This window comes from Dactylosporangium sp. McL0621 (assembly GCF_049995355.1).
Lineage (GTDB): Bacteria > Actinomycetota > Actinomycetes > Mycobacteriales > Micromonosporaceae > Dactylosporangium.
The window spans coordinates 12,299,750-12,321,251 of record NZ_CP188259.1; the positions used below are offsets into that span (position 1 = coordinate 12,299,750).

Sequence of the window (21,502 nt, forward strand, 5' to 3'; positions counted from 1 at the left end):
GCATGACAGAGGTACAGATACGGGAGCTCAGCAAACGGTACGGCCGAAAAATGGTCGTCGACACGCTCACCTTCGACGTTCCGGCGGGCGCGGTCACCGGCTTCCTGGGGCCGAACGGGGCCGGCAAAACGACTACACTGCGCATGCTGGTGGGGCTGGCCCGCCCGAGCGCCGGCGCGGCACTCATCGACGGCCGCCCGTATGCGCAGCTGTCCGCGCCCCGGTGCACGGTCGGCGCGCTGCTCGAGGCGAGCGGCTTCCACCCGGGCCGCCGCGGCCGCGACCACCTGCGGATCCTCGCCGACTCGGCGGGCCTGCCGGCGGCGCGGGTCGATGCGGTGCTCGACGAGGTCGGGCTCACCGACGCCGCCGGGAGCCGCGTGCGCACCTACTCCCTCGGCATGCGCCAGCGCCTCGGCCTGGCCGGCGCGCTGCTCGGCGACCCGGGCCTGCTGGTGCTCGACGAGCCGGCCAACGGGCTCGACCCGGCCGGCATGGCGTGGCTGCGGGCGCTGCTGCGGCGGCGCGCGGCGGAGGGCCGCACGGTGCTCGTCTCCAGCCACGTGCTGGCCGAGATCGCACAGACCGCGGACCGCATCGTCATCGTCCACGATGGACGGTTGCGGCACTGCGGCCCGGTGGCGCCCGATCTCGAGCGCACGTTCCTCGCCGTGACGGGGGCCGGCCATGAGGGCTGAAATGCGAAAGCTCGTGACGGTACGGCCACCGTGGTTCCTGCTCGCCGCCGCCGTCGCGATCGTGGCCGTCGGCGCCGGGAGCCGGATCGTCAAGCACCCCGAGGACGCCTCCGGCGCCGCGGCCCACGCGGGGCTCGCCGCGCTGTTCCCGCTCGTGCTCGGCATCATGGCGCTCGCCGGCGAGTACCGTCACCGGACCGTGGCGGACACCTACCTCTCCACGCCGGACCGCGCGCGGGTGCTGCTGCAGAAGTTCACGGTGTACACCATCGTCGGCGCCGGGTTCGGCATTGTCGCCGCCGGCACCGCCGCGGTCATCGTGCTCGCCGGGGCCGACGGCGGCCTTCCGTACGCGACCCTCGCCGGCGCCGTCGCCTGGAACACGCTGTTCGCGGCGATCGGGGTCGGGCTCGGCGCGCTGGTACGCAGCCAGGTCGCGGCGATCGCGGGCGCGCTGGCCTGGCTGGCCCTCGTCGAGGGGGTCGCGGCCGAGCTGCTCGGCGACGACGCGGCCCGGTGGCTGCCGTTCCGCGCGGCGACAGCTTTGGGCGGCATGCCGGGCGCGGCGCTGAGTCAGGGCACTGCGGCGGCTGTACTCGGAGCGTATGCGCTCGCGTTCATCGGCGCGGCCTTCGCGATGCGGCGCCGCGACCTTCCCTAACGCCGTTGATCGTCTTCCCGGGCGTCGTAACGCTCCTGGGCGACGGTGATCTGCGGCATCTCGCCCTCGACGAGCTCGATCAGCTCGTCGAGTTTGGCGGCGATCCTCGCCCCGATGTCGGTCAGGCTGTACTCGACCCGGGGCGGGATCGCACTGCGCACCTCCCGCACCACCAGGCCGTCACGCTCCAGCGCGTGCAGGGTCTGCGACAGCATCTTCTCGCTCACCCCGTCGACGCGCCGGCGCAGCTCGTTGAAGCGGTGCGTGCCCTCCCGGAGCGCGGCGAGCGTCAGGATGCCCCAGCGGCCGGCGACGGTGTCCATGACGGGTCGCGACGTGCAGTTGCGCGCGAACACGTCGAACACCAGCGGGTCGAGGGACATCTCACTACGATAACCGAGAAGGTTGCACTTTCGAAAAGTTAGTGCCTACGATCTGGTAATGACGATCACCGTAACCGGCGCGACCGGTCACCTGGGGCAGCTGATCCTGAACGAACTGAAGGGGTACGACGTACGCGCGGTCGCCCGGCGGCCCGAGGCGATCGACGGCGTGGAGGCGCGCCTCGGCGACTACGACCGCCCGGAGACCCTGGCGAACGCGTTCGCGGGCACCGACGTGCTCGTGTTCGTCTCCGCCAGCGAGGCCGGCAAGCGCGCGCCGCAGCACCGCGCCGTCGTCGATGCGGCCGTCGAGGCCAAGGTCGGCCGCATCGTGTACACGAGCATCACGCACGCCGACACCAGCGCCAGCCCGCTCGCGCCCGAGCACCTGGTGACGGAGGGCTACCTCAAGGAATCCGGCATCCCGTACACGTTCCTGCGCAACAACTGGTACTTCGAGAACTACACCGGCAACCTGGCCACCACCGTCGAGCACGGCGTCGTGCTCGGCGCCGCGGGCAACGGCCGCATCGCCGCCGCGACCCGCGCGGACTACGCCGCGGCGGCCGCGGTCGTCGCGACCACGGACGGTCACGAGAACAAGATCTACGAGCTCGGCGGCGACCAGGCCTTCACGATGGCCGAGTACGCCGCGGCGGTCGCGCAGCGTTTCGGCAAGCCGGTCGCCTACCAGGACCTGCCCGTCGCGGAGTACGCCAAGGCGCTGGAGGGCTTCGGCGTGCCGAGCGCCTTCGCCAACGTCCTCGCGCAGTCCGACGCGGCCATCGCCGCCGGCGCGCTCGACGTGGTGACCGGTGACCTCAGCCGGCTCATCGGCCGCCCCACGACCACGCTGGCCGAGGTGCTGCAGAAGTCGTAGGGAACGACACGGGCCCCTGGTGCGTGTACCACTCGTGACAGCGACTGACCGAACTACCGCGGCGCATCGATCAGGTCGGCGACGCGCAGCAGCGGCCCGAACCGGGCGGGGATCCCGTCCGGTTCGGTCAGCCGCCCGTTCTCCACGACCATGAGCTCGTCGCCGGACAGGCTCCACTCCGGCAGCCACCCGGCGAGCTGCTCGGCGACCAGGTCCTGGCCGAACACGCTCCGCGCCAGCTCGGGCCGCTCCGCCGAGATCCGGAACGCGCTGTCGAACGGCTCGTACCCCAGCGCCGTCGCCCGATCCCCGAACAGCGACCGCCCGAACCGGGACACCGCCCCGCGCCGGTGCACCGCGATCGCCGGCCAGGACCCGCGCACCCGCACCACCCAGATGACGAAGTGGTGCGTCTGGCTGCTGGTCGACGTCGTCCCGTCGGGCCCGGAGGTGGTGCTCGTCGTCGTGTACGAGTACTCGGCCACCGACACCGGCCGCCCGCCGATCACGCCGCTCAACGCGAGCGCCACGCCGCGCTGGTTGCGCCCGGGCAGCCGCCGCCACCACTCCGTCGGCGGCGTCGGCACGTACTGCCATCGATTGCGCACCGCCCAGACCTCGAGCATCTCGCGCCGCTGCCGCTCCCGCTTCCGCGAGTGGACGGCCAGGCCGATGACCAGCGCGAACACCAGCGCTATACACACGAGCCCCGACACGATCACGGACGCATCCATGCCCCCACGCTAAGCACCCGCGCAAGGTCCGGGCCCCGGCGGCTCGTTCCCCGCCGGGGCCCGGGCGCCGCTCCGGTACGGCCCAGGCCCTGTCCTGCCGATCATGCCGGCCCGCGCCGGGCCCAGACCCTCGCCCAAGGCGCCGCGTGCACCCCGCGAAGGCCGGGTTACAACACCGGTAGCCAGTCCTCCGCGGGGCACACGCAGGCGAAATCTGGACCTCGTCCCGGCTCGACATGACCGGCAGGACAGGACCTAGACCGGTGCGGCGAGCAGAGCAGCCAGGGCCTCGGCCGTGGCGGGGTGTTCGGCCAGCAGCGCCAGCGATTCGCCGCCGCTTGCCTGAGCGGTCGACCAGGTCGCCGCCAGGCCAAGGGCCAGGGCCAGCGCGTCGGTCGTGACCGGGTGGGCCGCGAGGAACGCGCCGACCGGGCCGGTCGACGGGGCCGTCGCCGCCGCCGCGGGGGCCGGCTTCCGCGCGGCGCGCCACGGCGGCACGAACGTGTCGAGCGCCGCGAGGGTCGCCGGGAACGTGCGCCCCGCCTCGCGGATGAGGATCGGCACGAGCTCGCCCGCCTGGTCGCGCAGCGTGGTGATGAGCGTCGGCAGCCACGGCAGCAGCACGGGGTCGGGCAGCTTGGCGAACGCGTTCGACATGAACTCGACCACGAACGGGGTCAGCTTCGGCGCCGGGTCCAGCGCCTGGATGAACCCGCTGAGGTACTGCGGCACCGACGGCACGACCAGCGGGTTGGCCAGCAGCTCGGCCCCGCGCGCCCGCAGGTCGTTCAGCGGCAGCAGCCCCAGCTGGTGGTGGGCCGACCACAGCAGCGCCACCTTCGCCGGGCTCTCCGGGTGCGACTGGCGCACGGCGAGCTCCAGCTGCGCCCGGTCGCAGCCCAGCGACAGCGCCAGGCTCTCCATCGTGAACAGGAACCCGAGCATCGCCGCGACCTGCCGCACCCCCGTCTCGTCGTCGACGAACGCGGTCGGCAGCAGCGTGCAGTAGTGCGCGTAACCCGCGGTCACGAACGACTCCGCCCACGCCGGCAGCGTCGGCTCGGTGGCGCGGTAGTGCGCCAGCAGCCGCCGGATCCGCTTGAGCACCTCCGGTGCGTCGTCGACCGTGCGCTCGGCCGCGAGCAGCTCGACCGCACGGGCGCCGAGCTCGTCGGTGAAGCGGCGGCTGCCCAGGAACAGGATCGAGTCCTCGACGGCCCGCAGCGCGACCGCCGCCGTGGCGTCATGGGCCCACACCGACCGGCGCAGCCGCTGCTCCACCACCTGCTCGACGGTCACGCCCTCGTAGCCGAGCTCGATGATGTACCGCTGGTGCTTGCCGATCGCGAGGTCCCAGCTCTCCTGGATCGACTTCTCGCCCAGCCGCCGCGAGCCCATGATCGGGCGGACCGCGCCGTCCGGCAGGAGGTACCGCAGCATCCACAGCAGATGCGAGGCCGGCCCGAGCTCGGGCCGCCCGGCCAGGTCGAGCAGCGCCCGCTGGACCGTGGCGCGGGTCAGGTCGAGCCCGATCGGGGCCAGCCGGTTGTAGACGTCCTGGGCCAGCGGCGGCAGCGCCTCGTACCCGACCTGCCCCACCCGGTCGCCGCCGAGCAGGATCTCGCACAACCGCCGCACGTCGCGCCGCCCCGGCGTCGAGTCCTTCTCGATGCACGTGACCGCGGCGTCCTGGAAGTCGTACGGCGTCGGCCGCGCCCGGTTGCGCATGCCCGCCAGCAGGATCGAGGTCTCGAACACCGCGATCGCGTCGGCGGTGCTGGCCAGGTAGCCGTTGCGCCGCGCGAGCCGGACGATGTCGACGCACCAGCCGAGCAGCTCCTCCTCGTCGAGCGAGTCGAGCGCCGGCGGGCTGGCGAGGAACCCGCTGAGCTGGTCCGCCACCGGCTCGCCGGCCGCCGCCGGGCCGCCGGCTTCCTGAGGGGCGGCCTTGCGCTTGCGGCTGCCCTTCTGGCCCTCGAGCTGAAACGGCGTGAGCCGGGCCCGGGTGACCGCCTTCTGCCAGGTGGCCGCGGCGATCGAGACGGAGCCGGAGGCGAGGCCGAACTGCGCCTCGATCGCCGAGTGGCTCGACGGGATCAGCCCGTACAGCCACTTCGTCGCGGTGCGCGGGCTGATGTCGAAGTCGGGCACCCCCTCGGCGGTGCCGAACTCCTCGACCCGGCTGGCCGCGTGGAAGGCGCCGCACACGTAGAGGCAGTCGGCCTTGTCGACGCCGGTGCGCGCGAGGTGCTCGCGCATCCGGGTCCACATGTACCGCTCCCGGTCCTCGTCGACCTTGACCCGCCGCGTGTCGGACGGGGCGAGCCGCCGGAACAGGCTGCCGATGAGCACCATGACCTGCCGGTAGGTGGCGTAGTCGGCGCCGGCCAGCGGCTGCTCGACGTACTGGTCCCACCACTCCGACCAGTGCCGCACCTTGCCGTGGTGCAGCAGGTGCTGCTCCAGCTCGGCGAAGCGCGGCCGCAGGTCGCCGATCTCGATGCCGATCGCGTCGCCGTGCAGGTCGGTGTCCTCGGCCTCCTCGGCGCCCTCGGCCGGCGGGGTGTCGTGCTCCTCGCGCGGCTGCCACTGGAAGACGTGGTCGGTGGAGCGGTCGACGAGCACGAGCTCGACGCCGGGGGTCTCCAGCGCATAGGCGATCGCCTGGTACTCCGCCGACGCCTCGGTGATCGGCGCGACGATGCTCAGCGGCCCCCAGTCCTGCGGGAACCCGTCCAGCTGCGACGCGAACGCCTGCAGCGCCACCGGCAGCCGGCAGTTGCGCAGCTCCGTCAGCAGCGGCCCGAGGTCCTCGCACAGCTCCAGGTAGATGACCTTCGGCCGCTTCTCCCGCAGCCGCCGGACCATCGCCAGGCCCGACGCCGGGGAGTGGTGGCAGACCGGGAAGATCTCCAGCTCCTCACGCAGCGCCCGGTCGACGTCGTCGACGATGCCGGCGAGGATCTCCGGCACGGCGCCCGGCCCCGCGGCGAAGGCGGTGGCCGCCTCCACCATCTGGGTCCGCAGGGCGTTGAACGGCTCGCTCATGACAGGGTGGCGATCGCCTGACGGCCGCCCTCGAGGAACGCGGGCCACTCCCCGCCGTCCTCCTTGCTGCGCGGCTCGACGACCCCGTGCCAGTACTTGTTCAGGATCGCCAGGTCCTCGGGGCTGCGCCGGGCCAGCGACCCCACCAGCGACCCGGCGAGCGTCTCGGCCCGCAGGCTGCGGTCGCCGAAGAACGTGCTGTGCAGGATCGCGTCCTCCAGCACGCCGATCTGCTCGGCGGTCGACAGCGCCGACTCGAGCTTCTCGTCGTCGCTGGTCGCCGACGCGGCCGCGGTGCGCAGGTCGGCGAAGCTCTGCAGCAGGATGTCGAGCAGGTTCGGCGGCACGTCGAGCTCGATCTGGTGGCGGCGCAGCAGCTCGCTGGTGCGGAAGCGGACGATCTCCGCCTCGCTCTTCTTGTTGGTCACCACCGGGATCCGCACGAAGTTGAACCGCCGCTTCAGCGCCGAGGACAGGTCGTTGACGCCCCGGTCGCGGCTGTTGGCGGTGGCGATGATCGAGAAGCCCGGCTGGGCGAAGACGATGTTGTCCTCGTCGAGCTCGGGGATCGAGACGTACTTCTCCGACAGGATCGAGATCAGCGCGTCCTGCACGTCGCTGGTCGAGCGGGTCAGCTCCTCGAACCGGCCGATGACCCCGTTCTCCATCGCGGTCATGATCGGCGACGGGATCATCGAGGCGCGCGACTGGCCCTTCGCGATGACCATCGAGACGTTCCAGGAGTACTTGATGTGGTCCTCGGTCGTGCCCGCCGTGCCCTGCACCACGAGCGTCGAGTTGCGCGAGATGGCCGCCGCGAGCAGTTCGGCGAGCCAGCTCTTGCCGGTGCCCGGGTCGCCGATGAGCAGCAGGCCGCGGTCGGAGGCCAGGGTCACGATGCTGCGCTCGACGAAGCTGCGGTCGCCGAACCACTTCTGCGAGATCTCGCGGTCGAGGCCGTCGGCGCGCTCGGAGCCCAGGACGAACAGGCGGACCATCCGCGGGCTGAGCCGCCACGAGAAGGGCTTGGGGCCGTCGTCGACCGACTCGAGCCAGTCGAGCTCCTCGGCGTACTTGACCTCGGCGGGGGCACGAAGCATTTCAGTCATGAGGGGGTCTCCTATGCCAGGAAGCTCTTGAGTTCGAAGACAAGCTTTTTGATGTGCCCGGAGAGCACCGGCGCGCCCATGTCCTTGAAGCGCTGCCGGAACCACGGGTTGACGCTCTGCTGCCCGCCGCTGCTCACGGAGCCGACGGGGATGAACTTGACGCCGGAGCGGTGCATCGCCTGCATCGAGTCGAACAGCACCTGCTGCTGCGACTCGTAGAAGTCCGAGATCCAGACGACCACGGTGTTGCGCGGGTCCGACACCTTCGGCTGGGCCAGCGCCATCGCGACCGTGCCGTCGGTGCCGCCGCCGAGCCGCGTGCGCAGCAGCACCTCGAACGGATCGGCCACCCACGGGGTCAGGTCCAGCGCCCGGGTGTCGTACGCGACCAGGTGCACGTCGACCTTCGGCAGCCCCGCGAAGATCGAGGCCAGGATCGTGCAGTTGACCATCGCGTTGACCATCGAGCCGGACTGGTCGACGACCACGATGAGCCGCGCCGGCGTGGTGCGCCTGGCGGTCTGCTTGTAGAAGAGCTTGTCGACGTAGAGCCGCTCGTCCTCGGGGCTCCAGTTCGTCAGGTTCTTCCAGATGGTGCGCTCGATGTCGAGGTTGCGGTACACCCGCTTGGGCGGCACCGACCGGTCGATCTCGCCGACGCTGGTCTGCTGCACCTGGGTGCGCAGGATCGCGGCCACCTCGTCGACGAACCGGCGGATCAGCGCCTTGGCGTTGGCCAGCGCGACCCCCGACAGGTTGTTCTTGTCCCGCAGCAGCTGCTCGATGAGCGACATGCTCGGGGTCAGCTGCTTGGCCAGCGCCGGGTTGGCCAGCACCTCCCGCAGGTGCATCCGCTTGACCAGGTCGCCCTCGATGCCGCCGAGCACGCCCGCGAGCCCGCCGGCGTTGGGCCGGCCGCGCAGCTCGCCCGGGTCGAGGCCCAGCGCCTTCTCGAACCACCCGGCGTCGGCCTGCCAGTTGGCGAGCTGGGTGGCACTGACGTTGCCGTGCCCGGTGTTGAAGACGTTGATGAGCAGCTTGGACACCAGCGCGGCCCGCCGCACCTCGGCGCCGTCGCCGTCCTCGCCGTCGCCGGGGGCCATCAGCCCCTCGAACTCGCCGGCCAGCTCCGGGTGGCGCTGCACGAGGTTGTCGACCGTGACGCCGGGGTCGAGCAGCGCGGGCGGGAGGCCGATGTCGTCGACGATCGCGACGCTGGCGGACTCCAGGGACAGCTGCTCGTCGGCCTCGAAGAGCCGGCCGAGCATGCGCCAGTAGAGGACCTGGCGCCGGTTCTCGTCCGCGGTCATCATTTGCGCAGCAACCTTCCGGCCCGCTCGCGCAGCACCTCGACCGCCTCGCCGGCCGATTTGGCCAGCTTCGCGTCGGCCGGGCCGAGCGCCCAGTCGGCGGTGTGCACGCCGGTCTGCTTCTTCTTGACCGTGACCTGCACCCCGAGCGGCTGCACCGTCCACGCGCCGTCGTCCCAGCGCAGCAGCCCGATGCACGCGTTCGCGGCGGACACGATCTCCGGGATCAGCGGCCCGCAGGCCGGCAGCCGGGTCGTGTCGAGCGCGACGGTCGAGAGGTCGTCGACGAACACGGGCTCGGCGATGCGGGCCGGGTGCCGCTCCAGCGGCGGCGTGGCCGGGGCGAGCGCGGCGCCGAGGTGCACGCGGGCGGTGGTGAAGGGGTCGGCCGGGTCGCCGGGCTTGGCCTGCGCGTCGCGCCAGATCAGGTCGCCGCCGGCCAGCAGGGGCATGTCGGTCAGGTCGAGCGCGCGGCGCTCGGCGAGCGCGGTCAGCAGCATGGGGTGCCCGGCCAGCAGGCGCCAGATCGCGGGGCCGACGATCGTGTCGACCTTCGCCGCGGAGACGCTCGCCCGCACGAGCCGGGTGGGTGCGCCCGCGGCCTCCAGCACGCCGTGGACCTGCACCTGCACCGCGGTCGGGTGCTCGTGGACGTCGACGCCGAGGACGAAGAGCCGGCCGGTGACCGTCTCGGCCTGCGCGGCCCGCTGCGCCCGGCCGCCGTCGTGCGCCAGCAGCAGCGCGCGGCTCCACAGGTCGGCCCAGCGCCGCACGGGCACCGGGTCCATCGTCGCGATCGGGCTCCCGGCCCGCAGCTCCGCGGCGAGCCCGTCGAGCAGCACCGCGAGGCGGCGCAGCTCCGGGTCGCCGAACGCGGCCTCGATCACCTGGCCGGCCGCGGCGACGAGGTCGTGGTCGACGCCCCGCCAGCCGGTGATCGCGAGCTCGCGCAGCCACGACCGGGCGCCGCCGAGCAGGTGGGTGGCGGCCGCGGCCGGGCCGGGTTCGCCGCGCCAGTCGGCCCGCGGCCGCCCCAGCGCCGCGTCGGCCCGGGCGAGCAGGGCGTCGTGCACCGAGCCGAAGAGCGCGATCCGGGCCGCGGCCAGGGCGAAGAGGTGGTCGTCGGCGACCGAGCCGGCCGCGACCTTGTCGACGGCCTCGGCGACCGCCTCGCGCAGCGGGCTGCCGGCGAACGCCCCGGCCAGGCCGGCCAGCGCCGCGGTCCGGTCGTCGTCGATGCGGGCGAAGCCGTGCAGCAGGCCCTCGTCGACCGCGCCGGCGGTCTCGAGCGCCGCGTCGATCTCGGGGTCCGGGCCGGTGCCGGCTCCGGCGAACAGCGTGGACAGCATCAGCGCTCCCCGGCCGGCGCGACGGACGGGAACCAGTGCAGCTCCGGGATGGGCTCGTCGCTGCCGGGAAGCTCCAGATAGGCCAGGTGCCGCAGGAACCCGCTGAACACGGTCGCGGCCGGCGACGGCTCGTGGTGGGCCTTGAGCCCCCGCACCAGGTGGGTGCTCTCGTCGACCTCGATGCGCAGGTAGCGCGCGACGCGCTCGCGCCCGTACTGCAGCTCGGCCTCGTCGAGCAGCGCGACCAGGTGCTTGCACGGATTGGCGCCGCGCAGGCCGCCACACGGCCGGTTGTTGTTGGTGCTGCAGCTCAGCCCGTGGGAGCCGGCGCCGATCGAGGAGACATAGACCCGTTCGATGTCAGATCCGCTCGACACCACGCCCTGCAGGCGGCCGTCGGTGAGTTCGACGAACGGCACCTTGGCCAGCCTGCGGGGCTGTACGGGCGGTATGACGACCGCCGTCGAGCGCGTTTCGACGCTCAAGATTATCGACCTCCAGCATCCGGTGCTCCGTGACGCCAGAAGTTGTATCGCATGGGTACGACAAAAACGCGTCAGCCCAGCTCGACGGCGCTCCGCAGCCCGTTCGCGACGTCGTCCGTGTGGTACGGCCATTCGCTTGGCTCGATGTTCTGGACGAACGTCGCGTACACGACGGCGCCGAGCAGCGCGGCCACGGGCCGGAGCAGCCGCACCGCGCGGACCGGATCGCTGCCGGGCGCGACCTGCCGCCACTGCGCGGCCCAGCGCTCGATGAGCGGCTCGGCGTCCTCCGGCTCGAGGCCCTCGCACAGCCTGATCACGTCGAACGCGGGATGACCCAGGAAGGCGTCCCCCCAGTCGAGAACGGCAGGCGGTACCGTCGCCGAAAAACGCACATTGCCCGGGTGGAAGTCACCGTGCACGAGCGTCTCGGGCACCCCGCACGCGTCCACCGCGGCGAGCCGGGCGGGCAGGCCGACCACCAGGGCGTCGAGGCCGAAGACCTCCCCGAGCCACGGCTCCGCCGTCGCCACGATCTGCTCGAGCAGCAGCCCGCCGCGACGGTCCCGCACATCCCGCTCGGCCAGCGCGTCCACGTCCTCCAGCGCCCGCCGTTGCAGCCCGTGCAGCAGGTCCGCCATGGCGAGACGCGCCGAGGCGGGTGCGAAGAAGCCGTCCTCGCCCGGCAGGTGCCCGAGCAGTTGCCGGCCGGTCCCGTCCGCGGCGATCAGCGGCGGTGCGGACCCGGGCGCGACCGCGCCGAGCCACGCGAGGACCTCGTGCTCCGCACGCAGAAACGGCGGCAGGTGCTTGAGCCAAACCGTCCCGCGGGCCGTGTCCAGCCGCCACAAACCCGAGAGATTCCAGGTTTTCCGCTGCCGGATTCGCTCGGGTGTACCGTAACCCGCCCCCGCCAATACATCCCGCGCCCAGGCGAGCGACTCAGCCGGCCCGCCCACTTCGGCGTAGGGCGCCCGGCGCGGATGCGGCCTCAGCTCGAACGACGTCGGTTCGAGCGCCGGACGGCCGCGTTCCAGCTGCGCGAGGTACGTCACGATGCCCCCGGGCGGGTGCGACCGATCGGCGTGCAGCAGCCGCAGCACGCTCACCCCGGCCCCGAACCGCTCGTCGGCTCCGTCGACGATCTCCTCGACCTCGGGCCACCACGGCAGCCCCACCTCGAAGGGCGGCAGCGCGCCCAGCACACCGCCGTCCCCGTCGACGAGGACGAGGACGACGGTGCGCGCGGGAAGGTTCACGGCCGTCAGAGGGAACGCGCCAGGCGGTCGGCCAGCAGGCGGGTGAAGCGGGACGGGTCGGCCAGTTCGCCGCCCTCGGCCAGCAGCGCCATGCCGTAGAGCAGCTCCGCGGTCTCACCCAGCGCCGGCGCCTCCGCATCCGCCGCGAACGCCTCGCGGAGCCCGGAAACGAGCGCGTGGTCGGGATTGAGCTCCAGAATGCGCTTGGTGTGCGGCATTTCCTGACCCATCGCGCGGTACATCTTCTCCAGCGTCGGTGTGATGTCGTGCTCGTCGCCGACAATGCACGCCGCCGACGTCGTCAGGCGCGTGGAAAGGCGCACGTCCTTGACGTCCGCCTCGAGCTTTTCGCCGAGCCATTTCAGCAGTGGCGCGAATCCCTCGGTGCGCTCCGCGGGGATCTCCTCGCTGCCGAGGTCGACCTGGCCCTTGGCCACGGACTGCAACTGCTTGCCGTCGTACTGCGTGACCTGCTCGACCCACACCTCGTCGACCGGGTCGGCGAGGATGAGCACCTCGTAACCCTTGGCGAGGAACGCCTCGAGGTGCGGCGAGTTCTCGACCATCGCCCGGCTCTCGCCGGTCATGTAGTAGATGTCGCTCTGGCCCTCCTTCATCCGCTCGACGTAGTCGCGCAGGGAGGTGGGCTCCTCGGCCGAATGCGTCGAGGGCAGGCGGATCAGATCGAGCAGGGTGTCGCGGTTCTCGGCGTCGTCGAGCAGGCCCTCCTTGAGCGCGCGGCCGAACTCGTTCCAGAACGTGGCGTACCGTTCCGCGGGCAGTTCCTTGAGCGTGGAGAGAACCTTCTTCACCAGACGGCGCCGGACGACCTGGATCTGGCGGTCCTGCTGCAGGATCTCGCGGGAGATGTTGAGCGAGAGGTCGTGCGCGTCGACGACGCCCTTCACGAAGCGGAGGTACCGCGGGGTGAGCGCCTCGCAGTCGTCCATGATGAACACGCGTTTGACGTACAACTGCACGCCGCGATGCCCGTCGCGCATGAAGAGATCGAAGGGGGCGCGGGCCGGGATGAAGAGCAGGGCCTCGTATTCGAAGGTGCCCTCGCCCTTCATGTGAATGGTCTCGAGCGGGTCGGTCCAGTCGTGGCTGACGTGCTTGTAGAACTCGTTGTACTCCTCGGCGGCGACCTCGCTGCGCGGGCGGGCCCAGAGCGCCTTCATCGAGTTCAGCGGCGCGTCGGACTCGGCGCCGGCGAGCCGGATCGGCCAGGCGATGAAGTCGGAGTACTTCTTGACGATCTCGCGGACTTTCCATTCCGCGGTGTAGTCGAAGAGCTGGTCCTCACTGTCCTCCGCCTTGAGGTGCAGCGTGACCGTGGTGCCCTGGGGCGCGTCCTCGAGCGACTCGATCTCATACGTTCCCTCGCCCGCCGACTCCCAGCGGGTGCCCTGGCTCTCGCCGGCCTTGCGGGTCACGAGCGTCACCTTGTCGGCGACCATGAACGTCGAGTAGAAACCGACGCCGAACTGCCCGATGAGCTCGGCCCGCTGCTGTTGTTCGGGTGACTCCCGAAGCTTCTTGAGCAGTTCCGCGGTGCCGGACTTGGCGATGGTACCGATGAGTGAGACGACGTCTTCGTGGGACATGCCGATGCCGTTGTCCCGTACGGTCAGCGTGCGCTGATCCTTGTCGATCTCGAGCTGGACGTGCAGGTCGCTGGTGTCGACCTCCAGCTCCTTGTTCATCAGGGATTCCAGGCGCAGTTTGTCCAGCGCGTCCGAGGCGTTCGAGATCAGCTCGCGCAGGAAGATGTCCTTGTTCGAGTAGATCGAATGGACCATCAACTGCAGCAGCTGTCGCGTCTCGGCCTGGAACTCCAGCGTTTCGCTCACTTCGGCTCCTTCTCGAAGGCTGTGGCCGCCGAAAACAATACTCAACCCAAGGCCCGTCGCGGGCGGGCACGTCGTCACCTCACCGCGTCGAACCCCGCCAGCAGGGCGTCGACCGCGAAGGTGAACCGCGCCGCGTCGTCGAGCCCGGCGCCGCTCTCGACGGCCTCGACCAGCAGCGGATGGCGGCCGGCGTCCACCGGCAGCGGGCCGTCCGGGCCGATGGCGACCTCGGCCGCGGTGTGCCCGAGCACGAACACGGTCAGCGCGTTCAGCGCGTCCAGCGCGTCGCCGATCGTGAAGCCCGCCTCGGTCAGCGTGCGCAGGCCGGCCTCGGCGGCGTCCAGCGCCGCCGGCGTGACCGCGGGGCGGTTCACCGCGGGCAGGACGCCGGGGTGGCGCAGCAGCGCGGCTCGCAGGCCGTGGGCGTAGCCGCGCAGGTGTGCCTGCCAGTCGCCGCCCGGGCCGGCCGGGTGGACGGCGGTGAAGAGGCGCTCGACCATGCCGTCGATCAGGGCGTCCTTGTTGGGGACGTAGTGGTACAGGGTCATCGCCTCGACGCCCAGCTCCGCGCCCAGCGCGCGCATGGTGAGCCCGTTGAGGCCCACCCGGTCGACGAGCGCCAGGGCGGAGTCCAGCACCTGTTCGCGGGTCAGGCCCGCGCGTTCGCCGCGCTGACGCTTCGCTGCCACGGCCGGCTCTCCTCGGGGTTGCGGATTCTTACGTCGTAAGTCTACACTCGGCCGCAGCAAACTTACGACGTAAGAAAGGAATCGAGCGCGATGAACGCGAACAAGCAGGTGGTGGCGGACTTCTTCCAGGCCGTGAGCGAGCGGCGGATCGCCGACTGGGGGAAGTACATGGCGGACGACGTCGTCGACCACAACAAGGTCATCTTCGGCGAGGAGGACGCGCCCGGGGCGGCGTTCGAGGGGTTCCGGCAGCAGCTCGACGCGTTCGGCGAGGGCGGGATGTATCCGCAGCAGCTCATCGCCGAGGGCGACACGGTGGTCGCCCGGCTGATCGTGCGCGGGACACACACCGGATTTCACCCGCGGATGCCGGAGCCCACGGGCCGTTCGTGCGAGGTGGAGCAGATCTGGGTCATGACCCTGCACGAAGGCAAGATCGCCGAGATCCGGGCGGTCAGCGACCGGCTGGGCATGTTTCTACAGCTGGGGTGGGACTGGCCCACCGTGGGCTGAGGCCTCAGCGGCCCTGGTGGCCGGCGACCGTGCCGATGACGATGCTCAGGGCGATGAACGCCAGCAGGCCGAAGACCGCCTGCCAGGCCCGCCGGTGCCCGAAGTTGATCGTCCAGCCCAGGCCGAGCCGCTTGGGCACGAGCAGGTTCGGGTCATCCGGGTTGGCGTAGATGAAGCCGTACCAGCCACGCTCGTCGTCGCGGCGACCCGGGCGGGTCCGGGCGCTGATGGGTGCGCCCCGGCGGTTGATCGGGATGACGACGACGGCCAGCGCACAGATCGCGACGACCAACGCGACCGCGAGCAGCTGAGCGAGCACCGGATGGGTCATCTTTCGAGCATCCCACTCGACGACAAGATGGTCGAGCGCTGCGCCGAACCGCGAACAGTTACGACACAGGAGGAGAGAGGGCCGAGCGTTGCGTCAGCAGGTAGTCACGCTCCGCGGTGTTGCCGGTCAGCTCGGCCGCCGTCTCGTACGCGGCCCGGGCCTCGGACAGGCGCCCGGCCCGGCGCAGCAGGTCCGCGCGCACGGCGTGGAACACGTGGTAGCCGGGCAGCGGGAGGCCCTCGACCAGCCGCAGGCCGGCGTCCGGGCCGTCCGTCTCGGCCACCGCGACGGCGCGGTTGAGCTCGACGACCGGCGACGGCGCGACCATCATGAGCTGGTCGTAGAGCCGCACGATCTGGCCCCAGTCTGTCGCCCCGGCGCTCGGGGCGTCGGTGTGCACGGCGTTGATGGCCGCCTGGATCTGGTACGGGCCGGGCCGGCCCCGGCGCAGGCACTCCCGCACCAGGCGGTGCCCCTCGGCGATCGCGTCGCGGTCCCATCGCGAGCGGTCCTGGCGCGGCAGCGGCACCAGGCCGCCGGACTCGTCGACCCGGGCCGGGCGGCGGGCCGCCGCCAGGATCATAAGCGCCAGCAGGCCGGCGACCTCCGGCTCGTCCGGCATCAGGCGGCGCAGCATCCGCCCGAGCCGGATCGCCTCGGCGCACAGGTCGTCGCGGACAAGGCCGCCGGAGCTGGCCGCGTAGCCCTCGTTGAAGATCAGGTACACCACCGCGAGGACCGCGGCCAGCCGGTCGGGCAGATCGGCGGCACGCGGCACCCGGTAGGGGATGCCGGCGTCACGGATCTTGGTCTTGGCGCGCACGATGCGCTGGGCCAGCGTCGGCTCCGGCACCAGCAGCGCCCGGGCGATCTCGGGCGTGGTGAGGCCGCCGAGCAGCCGCAGCGTGAGCGCCACCTGCGCGTGCCGGGCCAGCGCCGGATGGCAGCAGGTGAAGATGAGCTGGAGGCGGTCGTCGGTCTCGTCCGGGGGCACGTTGTAGATCAAGTCGGCCTCGGCATGCTTCTCGGCGCGCCGAGCCTCGCGCCGCAGCCGGTCGATTGCGTGGTTGCGCGCGGTCGTGATGATCCACCCGGCCGGGCTGGGCGGCGCGCCGCCGTCCGGCCAGCGCTGCAGCGCCGCCGCGAAAGCCTCCTGCACCGCCTCTTCGGCGAGGTCGATGTTGCCGAAGGTTTTGACCAGCACGGACACGGCACGGCCGTACTCCTCCCGGAAGACCCGCTCGACCGTCCCGCTCACCATCGGAAGGGCCGCACCTCCACGGGGAGAGTGGTGGCCTCGGCGGCGCGGCGGCCCCAGTCGAGGGCCGCGTCGAGGTCCTCGCACTGCACGATCGTGAAGCCGCCGAGGTGCTCCTTGCCCTCCACATACGGGCCGTCGGTGACGAGCACGTCGTCGCCCTTGGGCCGCAGCGTCGTGGCGGTGCCCGGCGGGTGCAGGCCGCCACTGAACACCCAGGCTCCGGCCTCCTTGAGGCTGCGGTCGAGCTCGGCGACCTGCGCCATGATCTTCTCCATCTCGGCGGGCGGCGGCGGCTCGCCGACGCTCGGCTCGATGACGCTCAGCAGGTACAGCCTCATGGTTTCCTCCAGACGGAACGAAGCGACTCGTACCAGCTGTACGAACACGGCCGGCCCGGATTCGACATCAGTGGGCGCTGGATTTCGCCCAGAGGTTGATGCCCGACTCGGTAGCGTGCTCGTCGATCGCGGCGAGCTCCTCGGCGGAGAAGTCCAGGCGGGCCAGCGCCGCGACGTTGTCCTCGAGCTGGGCGACGCTGCTCACCCCGATCAGCGTCGAGGTGACCCGGGGGTCGCGCAGCGTCCAGGCGAGCGCCATCTGGGCCAGGCTCTGCCCGCGGGCCGCCGCGATGTCCCGCAGGGCGCGGATCTTGCCGAGGTTCTCCTCGGTGAGCCACTCCGGCGACAGCGAGCTGTTCTCGCTCGCCCGCGACCCCTCCGGCACACCGTCGAGGTAGCGGTCGGTGAGCATGCCCTGGGCCAGCGGCGAGAAGGTGATGCAGCCCATCCCCTCACGCTCGAGCACGTCGAGCAGGCCGTCCTCGATCCAGCGGTTGAGCATCGAGTACGAGGGCTGGTGGATGAGCGCCGGGGTGCCGAGCCCACGCAGGATCTCCGCGGCCTCGGCCGTCTTGGCCGGCGAGTAGGAGGAGACGCCGACGTAGAGCGCCTTGCCCGCCCGCACCGCGGCGTCGAGCGCGCCCATGGTCTCTTCCAGCGGCGTCTCGGGGTCGAAGCGGTGGGAGTAGAAGATGTCGACGTACTCCAGGCCCATCCGCTTGAGGCTCTGGTCGAGGCTCGCGGTCAGGTACTTGCGGGAGCCCCACTCACCGTACGGGCCCGGCCACATGTCGTAGCCGGCCTTGGAGGAGATGACGAGCTCGTCGCGGTACGGGCGGAGGTCGGTGGCCAGGATCCGCCCGAAGTTCTCCTCGGCCGAGCCGTAGGGCGGCCCGTAGTTGTTGGCCAGGTCGAAGTGGGTGATGCCCAGGTCGAAGGCGCGCCGGGCCAGCGCCCGGTGCCCGTCGAGCGGCCGGTCGTGGCCGAAGTTGTGCCACAGCCCGAGGGAGACGGCCGGCAGCTTCAGGCCGCTGCGGCCGGTCCGGCGGAACTGCATCTGCTCATAGCGCGAACCGTCTGCGGTGTATGCCACGACCTTCACAGTAGGACGGGATCAGCCGATCGTCCGGACGACGTTGCCTTCCGGGTCGCGGATCTCCGAGCGCACGATCTCGACGACGAGCGGCTCCGCGCCGGGGGCCGCGCGCACGCCGGCGAGGGGCACCAGCACCTGGAGCAGGCCGTCGAGGGCCTCGTCGGTGAGCACGACCTGGAGCTGGTCCTCGGCACCCGGTGCGGTACCGACGAAGAAACTGCCCGCGGAGAACTCGGCGCTGCTCTCGGGCCCGTCCAGGCGCAGCGTGCGGCCGAATGGCAGGCGGCCGAGCAGCGTCTCGGCGACCCGCGGGGCCACGTGCGCGCCCATCACCAGGCGGACCAGGTCGCCGTCGGGGCGCCACCCGAACTCGGCGAGGGCGAGGGTGGCGGTGGAGGAGCCGTCGAGCCGGCGGCCCTCGTCGACCGTCTCGGCCACGTTCACGTCGTCGGTGACGGAGGCCCGGCCGAGGTCGGTGACCAGCAGCGGGATGTGCCGGACGAGCAGCTCGAGGAATTCGCGCACGCTCCAGGCCTGGGTCGCGTCGTACTCGTCGGCGGTGATCCCGACGACCTGGAGGAACTGCACGGCGCCGTTGGGCGTGTCGATCGCGCCCAGCTCCGGGTCCTCGGTGAACACGACGGCCCGGATGAGCGTCACGTGGTCCAGCGCGATGGGGCCGTTGAGGTCCATGTGATGGTTGGGCTCGAACCAGTTGCCGGTCTGGAAGACGTACCGGGCGAGGTTCTGCAGGAAGTTCGCGGCCCAGATCGGCGGCTCGACCTCGTCCGGGTCGCGGCGGATCCGGAAGGTGAACTCGAAGCCCCAGCCGGACTCGTCGGGGTTGTCGGACTGCTTGCCGTAGAGCTCGCTCATGCCGTAGGTGACGGCGTGCCAATGCGGCACCGGATCCAGCCGGGGGTAGAAGCTGATGCCGTCGAGCGGATCCGGGCCGCCGAGTGCCCATTTGAGGAGCGTGCCGAGGTGGCGGGGCTCGACGCCGGGGTAGAGCCGCTCCAGCGCCGCGTCGATGGCGTCCCAGCCGGGCGTTTCGGAGGTCATGCGGTGATTAAACCCGTTCGATGGCCTTCCGGCATGCCCCGAGAAAATCCTTCACCGGTGCCGCGCGGGGACGATCAGCATCGCGGGGAGGTCGAACCGACCGAACGCAGCGGAGGCGACGGCGTGAGCGGTACGCAGCGACGCGGGGTGCCCGGGAGCCGGAAACACAGCGCGGGGCACACTCCGGCGCCGACGCCTGCGGCGAAACACATGTCCGTGGCCGGCACGCTCGTCGCGGGCACGCTCGCGGCCTCCGCGCCGGACCGCTGGGCGAGGCTCGCGCCGGCTTGGGAGCTGGCGGAGGCCCCGGAGCTCGCCGGGGCGGCGGGCACGAGCTGTATGCCGCATCGCGGACTGCCCGCGGGCGGTCCGCGATGCGGACTGCCCGCGGCCGGGAAGCACAGGGCGGGGCGCACGCCGGCGCGGGAGCTTGCGGAGGTGACGGCGTGAGCTGGTTCGCGGACAGGCCCGTTGCCGTGAAGATCTTCATGATCAGCGGCCTGTTCACCGTGGCGGCGATCGTCGCCGGGTTCGTCGGGGTGAGCAGCCTCGGCGCCGTGTACGCGCATGGTGAGGTGATCGAGCGCGACAACCTGCGCCCGTCGCTGCAGCTGGCCGACCTGCGCGCGCAGGCGCTCAGTGCCCGCATCGCGATCCGCGACGTGGCCCTGTCGCCGAACAAGGCGGCGGCCGAGCAGAAGCTGTCGGCGGCGGACGCGGGCGTGGACACCGACGTCGCCGCCTACGCCGCCCACACCGCCGACTCCGACGGGGTCCACGAGTTCGAGTCCGACTGGACCGAGTACAAGCAGATCCGCAACGGCGAGCAGCTGCCGGCCGCGCGGACCGGTGACCTGGCGACGTTCGAGCAGATCGCCACGGACAAGGCCAACCCGGTGATGAACAAGGCGATGGCGGCGCTGGACGAGGCGGCGGCGGCCGAGTCGACCCAGGCCAAGGACCTCGTCGCGCTCGCCCGCTCCGACTACCACCGGGCCCGCTTCCTGTTGATCGCCGTGCTGGCCGCGGGCGTACTGCTCGGCGGCGCGGTGGCGGCCTACACCGTCCGCCGGATCGTCGGGCCGCTGCGGCGGGTCGGCTCGGTGCTCACGGCGATGGCCGAGGGCGACCTGACCCGCGTGGCGGGCTCGGACAGCCGCGATGAGATCGGGCGCATGTCGGCGGCACTGGACTCGGCCACGGCCCGCACCCGGGAGACGGTCCGCGCGGTCGCCGACACCGCGACCGGGGTCGCCGGCGCGGCCGGGCGGCTCGCCACGACCAACGAGGAGATCGCCCGCACCGCGGAGTCGGCGTCGACCCGCTCCGACTCGGTGGCGGCCGCGGCGACGCATGTGGCGGGCAACGTACACAGCGTGGTGGCCGGGGCCGAGGAGATGTCCGCGTCGATCCGCGAGATCGCGCAGTCGGCGTCGCAGGCGGCCGGGGTGGGCCGCGGCCGCGGTGCAGGCCGCCGAGGCCGCGTCCGGGACGGTGGCCAAACTCGACAGTTCGTCGTCCGAGATCGGCAACGTGCTCAAGCTCATCACCTCGATCGCGGAGCAGACGAACCTGCTCGCGCTGAACGCGGCAATCGAGGCGGCGCGCGCCGGGGAGGCGGGCAAGGGCTTCGCGGTCGTCGCCAACGAGGTCAAGGATCTCGCCCAGGAGACGGCGAAGGCGACCGAGGACATCGCCGGGCGCGTGGGGGCGATCCAGAGCGACGCCCGGGCCGCGGCCGCCTCGATCGGGGAGATCAGCACGGTCATCGGGGAGATCAGCCAGCACCAGACGACGATCGCGGCGGCGGTGGAGGAGCAGACGGCGACCACGAGCGAGATCAGCCGCAACGTGACCCAGGCGGCGGCGGGGACGGACGAGATCGCGTCGACCATCACGGGGGTGACCGACGCGTCGCGGACGACGAGCTCGGGCGTGGGCGAGTCGCGCACGGCCTCGGCGGAGCTGGCAACCATGGCGGACCGCTTGCAGCAGCTCGTGGGCCGATTCCGCTACTGACGACCCCGCGGGCGCTCGCGGGACCGCTCGCTGCTGATAGCCCGCGCACGCTCGCGGACGGCTCACTGCCGACGGCCCACGCGCGCTCGCCGGACGGCTCGCCGCCGACGGCCCGCATCACCCACCGCTGCTCGCGGGACGGCCCAATGCCGACGGCCCACGCGCGCGCCGGACGGCTCGCTGCTGACGGCCCGCGCATCACCCGCCGCTGCTCGCGGGGAACGGCTCCGCTACCCGTGGCCCATGCACCGCCCACCGCCGATCGTGGGACGGTTCCGCTAGCCGCGGCCCGCGCACCGACTGCCGCGCTCGCGGGGCGTTGCCGCTGCTGACAGCCCGCGCACCACCTGCCGCCGATCATGGGACGGCTCCGCTACCCCGCGGCCCACGCATTGGCCGCCGCCGAGTTTCGCTGCTCACGGTG

Annotated in this window: 21 protein-coding genes and 1 pseudogene; 6 read left to right on the forward strand and 16 right to left on the reverse strand. The window is 71.9% G+C overall.

Annotated features, from left to right (window positions below):
- Window positions 1-2 precede the first annotated feature (2 nt).
- The gene (locus tag ACPPVO_RS58390; protein WP_426508463.1) at window positions 3-698 is read left to right on the forward strand and encodes an ATP-binding cassette domain-containing protein; all 696 of its coding nucleotides are present in this window, start codon (window positions 3-5) and stop codon (window positions 696-698) included.
- A gap of 1 nt (window position 699) precedes the next feature.
- A complete protein-coding gene (locus tag ACPPVO_RS58395; RefSeq protein WP_426508464.1) occupies window positions 700-1,359 on the forward strand; it encodes a hypothetical protein in 660 nt (219 codons plus the stop codon).
- On the opposite strand, the gene ACPPVO_RS58400 is transcribed toward ACPPVO_RS58395, so the two are convergent.
- A complete protein-coding gene (locus tag ACPPVO_RS58400; RefSeq protein WP_426508465.1) occupies window positions 1,356-1,742 on the reverse strand; it encodes a winged helix-turn-helix transcriptional regulator in 387 nt (128 codons plus the stop codon). The genes ACPPVO_RS58395 and ACPPVO_RS58400 overlap by 4 nt on opposite strands.
- Window positions 1,743-1,800: 58 nt before the next feature.
- Here ACPPVO_RS58400 and ACPPVO_RS58405 point away from each other — a divergent pair, with 58 nt between their 5' ends.
- Window positions 1,801-2,622 (forward strand): SDR family oxidoreductase, encoded by an 822-nt coding sequence (locus ACPPVO_RS58405; RefSeq protein ID WP_426508466.1) that lies wholly within the window; start codon window positions 1,801-1,803, stop codon window positions 2,620-2,622.
- 53 nt (window positions 2,623-2,675) lie between these two features.
- Here ACPPVO_RS58405 and ACPPVO_RS58410 read toward each other — a convergent pair whose 3' ends face one another.
- The 9 genes from ACPPVO_RS58410 to ACPPVO_RS58450 form a co-directional block, all read right to left on the reverse strand.
- Entirely contained in the window at window positions 2,676-3,326 is a 651-nt protein-coding gene (locus ACPPVO_RS58410) for a hypothetical protein (protein ID WP_426508467.1), read from the reverse strand.
- A gap of 285 nt (window positions 3,327-3,611) precedes the next feature.
- Entirely contained in the window at window positions 3,612-6,404 is a 2,793-nt protein-coding gene (locus ACPPVO_RS58415; RefSeq protein ID WP_426508468.1) for a DUF5682 family protein, read from the reverse strand.
- Entirely contained in the window at window positions 6,401-7,513 is a 1,113-nt protein-coding gene (locus ACPPVO_RS58420) for an ATP-binding protein (RefSeq protein ID WP_426508469.1), read from the reverse strand. The genes ACPPVO_RS58415 and ACPPVO_RS58420 overlap by 4 nt, the downstream gene beginning before the upstream one ends.
- Before the next feature lie 11 nt (window positions 7,514-7,524).
- Window positions 7,525-8,823, reverse strand: a complete 1,299-nt coding sequence (locus ACPPVO_RS58425) for a VWA domain-containing protein (protein WP_426514907.1) — start codon at window positions 8,821-8,823, stop codon at window positions 7,525-7,527.
- A complete protein-coding gene (locus ACPPVO_RS58430) occupies window positions 8,823-10,172 on the reverse strand; it encodes a hypothetical protein (RefSeq protein WP_426508470.1) in 1,350 nt (449 codons plus the stop codon). The genes ACPPVO_RS58425 and ACPPVO_RS58430 overlap by 1 nt, the downstream gene beginning before the upstream one ends.
- A complete protein-coding gene (locus tag ACPPVO_RS58435; RefSeq protein ID WP_426508471.1) occupies window positions 10,172-10,657 on the reverse strand; it encodes a hypothetical protein in 486 nt (161 codons plus the stop codon). Before ACPPVO_RS58435 ends, ACPPVO_RS58430 begins: the two co-directional genes overlap by 1 nt.
- Before the next feature lie 71 nt (window positions 10,658-10,728).
- A complete protein-coding gene (locus ACPPVO_RS58440; protein ID WP_426508472.1) occupies window positions 10,729-11,916 on the reverse strand; it encodes an aminoglycoside phosphotransferase family protein in 1,188 nt (395 codons plus the stop codon).
- Between the two features lie 5 nt (window positions 11,917-11,921).
- Complete coding sequence (gene htpG, locus ACPPVO_RS58445; protein WP_426514908.1) at window positions 11,922-13,718, reverse strand: molecular chaperone HtpG; 1,797 nt, start codon at window positions 13,716-13,718, stop codon at window positions 11,922-11,924.
- Between the two features lie 125 nt (window positions 13,719-13,843).
- Window positions 13,844-14,458 carry a TetR/AcrR family transcriptional regulator C-terminal domain-containing protein gene (locus ACPPVO_RS58450; RefSeq protein ID WP_426508474.1) on the reverse strand — a complete coding sequence of 205 codons (615 nt, stop codon included), beginning with the start codon at window positions 14,456-14,458 and terminating at the stop codon, window positions 13,844-13,846.
- A 90-nt stretch (window positions 14,459-14,548) separates the two neighbouring features.
- Between ACPPVO_RS58450 and ACPPVO_RS58455 the strand changes: the two genes are divergently transcribed.
- On the forward strand, window positions 14,549-14,971 hold the full coding sequence (locus ACPPVO_RS58455) for an ester cyclase (protein WP_426508476.1): 423 nt from the start codon (window positions 14,549-14,551) through the stop codon (window positions 14,969-14,971).
- 4 nt (window positions 14,972-14,975) lie between these two features.
- On the opposite strand, the gene ACPPVO_RS58460 is transcribed toward ACPPVO_RS58455, so the two are convergent.
- From ACPPVO_RS58460 to ACPPVO_RS58480, 5 genes are all read right to left on the reverse strand, one after another.
- Window positions 14,976-15,302, reverse strand: a complete 327-nt coding sequence (locus tag ACPPVO_RS58460) for a DUF5808 domain-containing protein (RefSeq protein ID WP_360375181.1) — start codon at window positions 15,300-15,302, stop codon at window positions 14,976-14,978.
- A 58-nt stretch (window positions 15,303-15,360) separates the two neighbouring features.
- Window positions 15,361-16,563, reverse strand: coding sequence for an RNA polymerase sigma factor (locus ACPPVO_RS58465; RefSeq protein WP_426508478.1), 1,203 nt, complete (start codon window positions 16,561-16,563; stop codon window positions 15,361-15,363).
- Window positions 16,557-16,901: a YciI family protein gene (locus ACPPVO_RS58470; protein ID WP_426508480.1), complete on the reverse strand. Its 345-nt coding sequence runs from the start codon at window positions 16,899-16,901 to the stop codon at window positions 16,557-16,559. Before ACPPVO_RS58470 ends, ACPPVO_RS58465 begins: the two co-directional genes overlap by 7 nt.
- A 67-nt stretch (window positions 16,902-16,968) precedes the next feature.
- Window positions 16,969-17,958 carry an L-glyceraldehyde 3-phosphate reductase gene (gene mgrA / locus ACPPVO_RS58475; RefSeq protein WP_426514909.1) on the reverse strand — a complete coding sequence of 330 codons (990 nt, stop codon included), beginning with the start codon at window positions 17,956-17,958 and terminating at the stop codon, window positions 16,969-16,971.
- 57 nt (window positions 17,959-18,015) lie between these two features.
- Window positions 18,016-19,059, reverse strand: coding sequence for a suppressor of fused domain protein (locus ACPPVO_RS58480; RefSeq protein ID WP_426508481.1), 1,044 nt, complete (start codon window positions 19,057-19,059; stop codon window positions 18,016-18,018).
- A gap of 488 nt (window positions 19,060-19,547) precedes the next feature.
- On the opposite strand from ACPPVO_RS58480, the pseudogene ACPPVO_RS58485 reads away from it, so the two are divergent.
- Window positions 19,548-20,210 (forward strand): annotated as a pseudogene (locus tag ACPPVO_RS58485) (MCP four helix bundle domain-containing protein); the annotation flags it as partial.
- On the opposite strand, the gene ACPPVO_RS58490 reads toward ACPPVO_RS58485, so the two are convergent.
- Complete coding sequence (locus tag ACPPVO_RS58490) at window positions 20,117-20,425, reverse strand: hypothetical protein (protein ID WP_426508483.1); 309 nt, start codon at window positions 20,423-20,425, stop codon at window positions 20,117-20,119. The pseudogene ACPPVO_RS58485 and the gene ACPPVO_RS58490 sit on opposite strands and share 94 nt — an antisense overlap.
- 98 nt (window positions 20,426-20,523) lie before the next feature.
- Here ACPPVO_RS58490 and ACPPVO_RS58495 point away from each other — a divergent pair, with 98 nt between their 5' ends.
- Window positions 20,524-21,078 (forward strand): methyl-accepting chemotaxis protein, encoded by a 555-nt coding sequence (locus tag ACPPVO_RS58495; RefSeq protein WP_426508485.1) that lies wholly within the window; start codon window positions 20,524-20,526, stop codon window positions 21,076-21,078.
- Window positions 21,079-21,502: the final 424 nt, after the last annotated feature.

What these genes read in the sequence shown, in the direction of transcription:
- ACPPVO_RS58390 (WP_426508463.1), top strand. Translation starts at nt 3, where the DNA reads ATGACAGAGGTACAGATACGGGAGCTCAGCAAACGGTACGGCCGAAAA.
- ACPPVO_RS58395 (WP_426508464.1), top strand. Translation starts at nt 700, where the DNA reads ATGCGAAAGCTCGTGACGGTACGGCCACCGTGGTTCCTGCTCGCCGCC.
- ACPPVO_RS58400 (WP_426508465.1), bottom strand. Translation starts at nt 1,742, where the DNA reads ATGTCCCTCGACCCGCTGGTGTTCGACGTGTTCGCGCGCAACTGCACG.
- ACPPVO_RS58405 (WP_426508466.1), top strand. Translation starts at nt 1,801, where the DNA reads ATGACGATCACCGTAACCGGCGCGACCGGTCACCTGGGGCAGCTGATC.
- ACPPVO_RS58415 (WP_426508468.1), bottom strand. Translation starts at nt 6,404, where the DNA reads ATGAGCGAGCCGTTCAACGCCCTGCGGACCCAGATGGTGGAGGCGGCC.
- ACPPVO_RS58420 (WP_426508469.1), bottom strand. Translation starts at nt 7,513, where the DNA reads ATGACTGAAATGCTTCGTGCCCCCGCCGAGGTCAAGTACGCCGAGGAG.
- ACPPVO_RS58425 (WP_426514907.1), bottom strand. Translation starts at nt 8,823, where the DNA reads ATGACCGCGGACGAGAACCGGCGCCAGGTCCTCTACTGGCGCATGCTC.
- ACPPVO_RS58430 (WP_426508470.1), bottom strand. Translation starts at nt 10,172, where the DNA reads ATGCTGTCCACGCTGTTCGCCGGAGCCGGCACCGGCCCGGACCCCGAG.
- htpG (WP_426514908.1), bottom strand. Translation starts at nt 13,718, where the DNA reads ATGGTCCATTCGATCTACTCGAACAAGGACATCTTCCTGCGCGAGCTG.
- ACPPVO_RS58455 (WP_426508476.1), top strand. Translation starts at nt 14,549, where the DNA reads ATGAACGCGAACAAGCAGGTGGTGGCGGACTTCTTCCAGGCCGTGAGC.
- ACPPVO_RS58460 (WP_360375181.1), bottom strand. Translation starts at nt 15,302, where the DNA reads ATGACCCATCCGGTGCTCGCTCAGCTGCTCGCGGTCGCGTTGGTCGTC.
- ACPPVO_RS58465 (WP_426508478.1), bottom strand. Translation starts at nt 16,563, where the DNA reads ATGGTGAGCGGGACGGTCGAGCGGGTCTTCCGGGAGGAGTACGGCCGT.
- ACPPVO_RS58470 (WP_426508480.1), bottom strand. Translation starts at nt 16,901, where the DNA reads ATGAGGCTGTACCTGCTGAGCGTCATCGAGCCGAGCGTCGGCGAGCCG.
- mgrA (WP_426514909.1), bottom strand. Translation starts at nt 17,958, where the DNA reads ATGCAGTTCCGCCGGACCGGCCGCAGCGGCCTGAAGCTGCCGGCCGTC.
- ACPPVO_RS58480 (WP_426508481.1), bottom strand. Translation starts at nt 19,059, where the DNA reads ATGACCTCCGAAACGCCCGGCTGGGACGCCATCGACGCGGCGCTGGAG.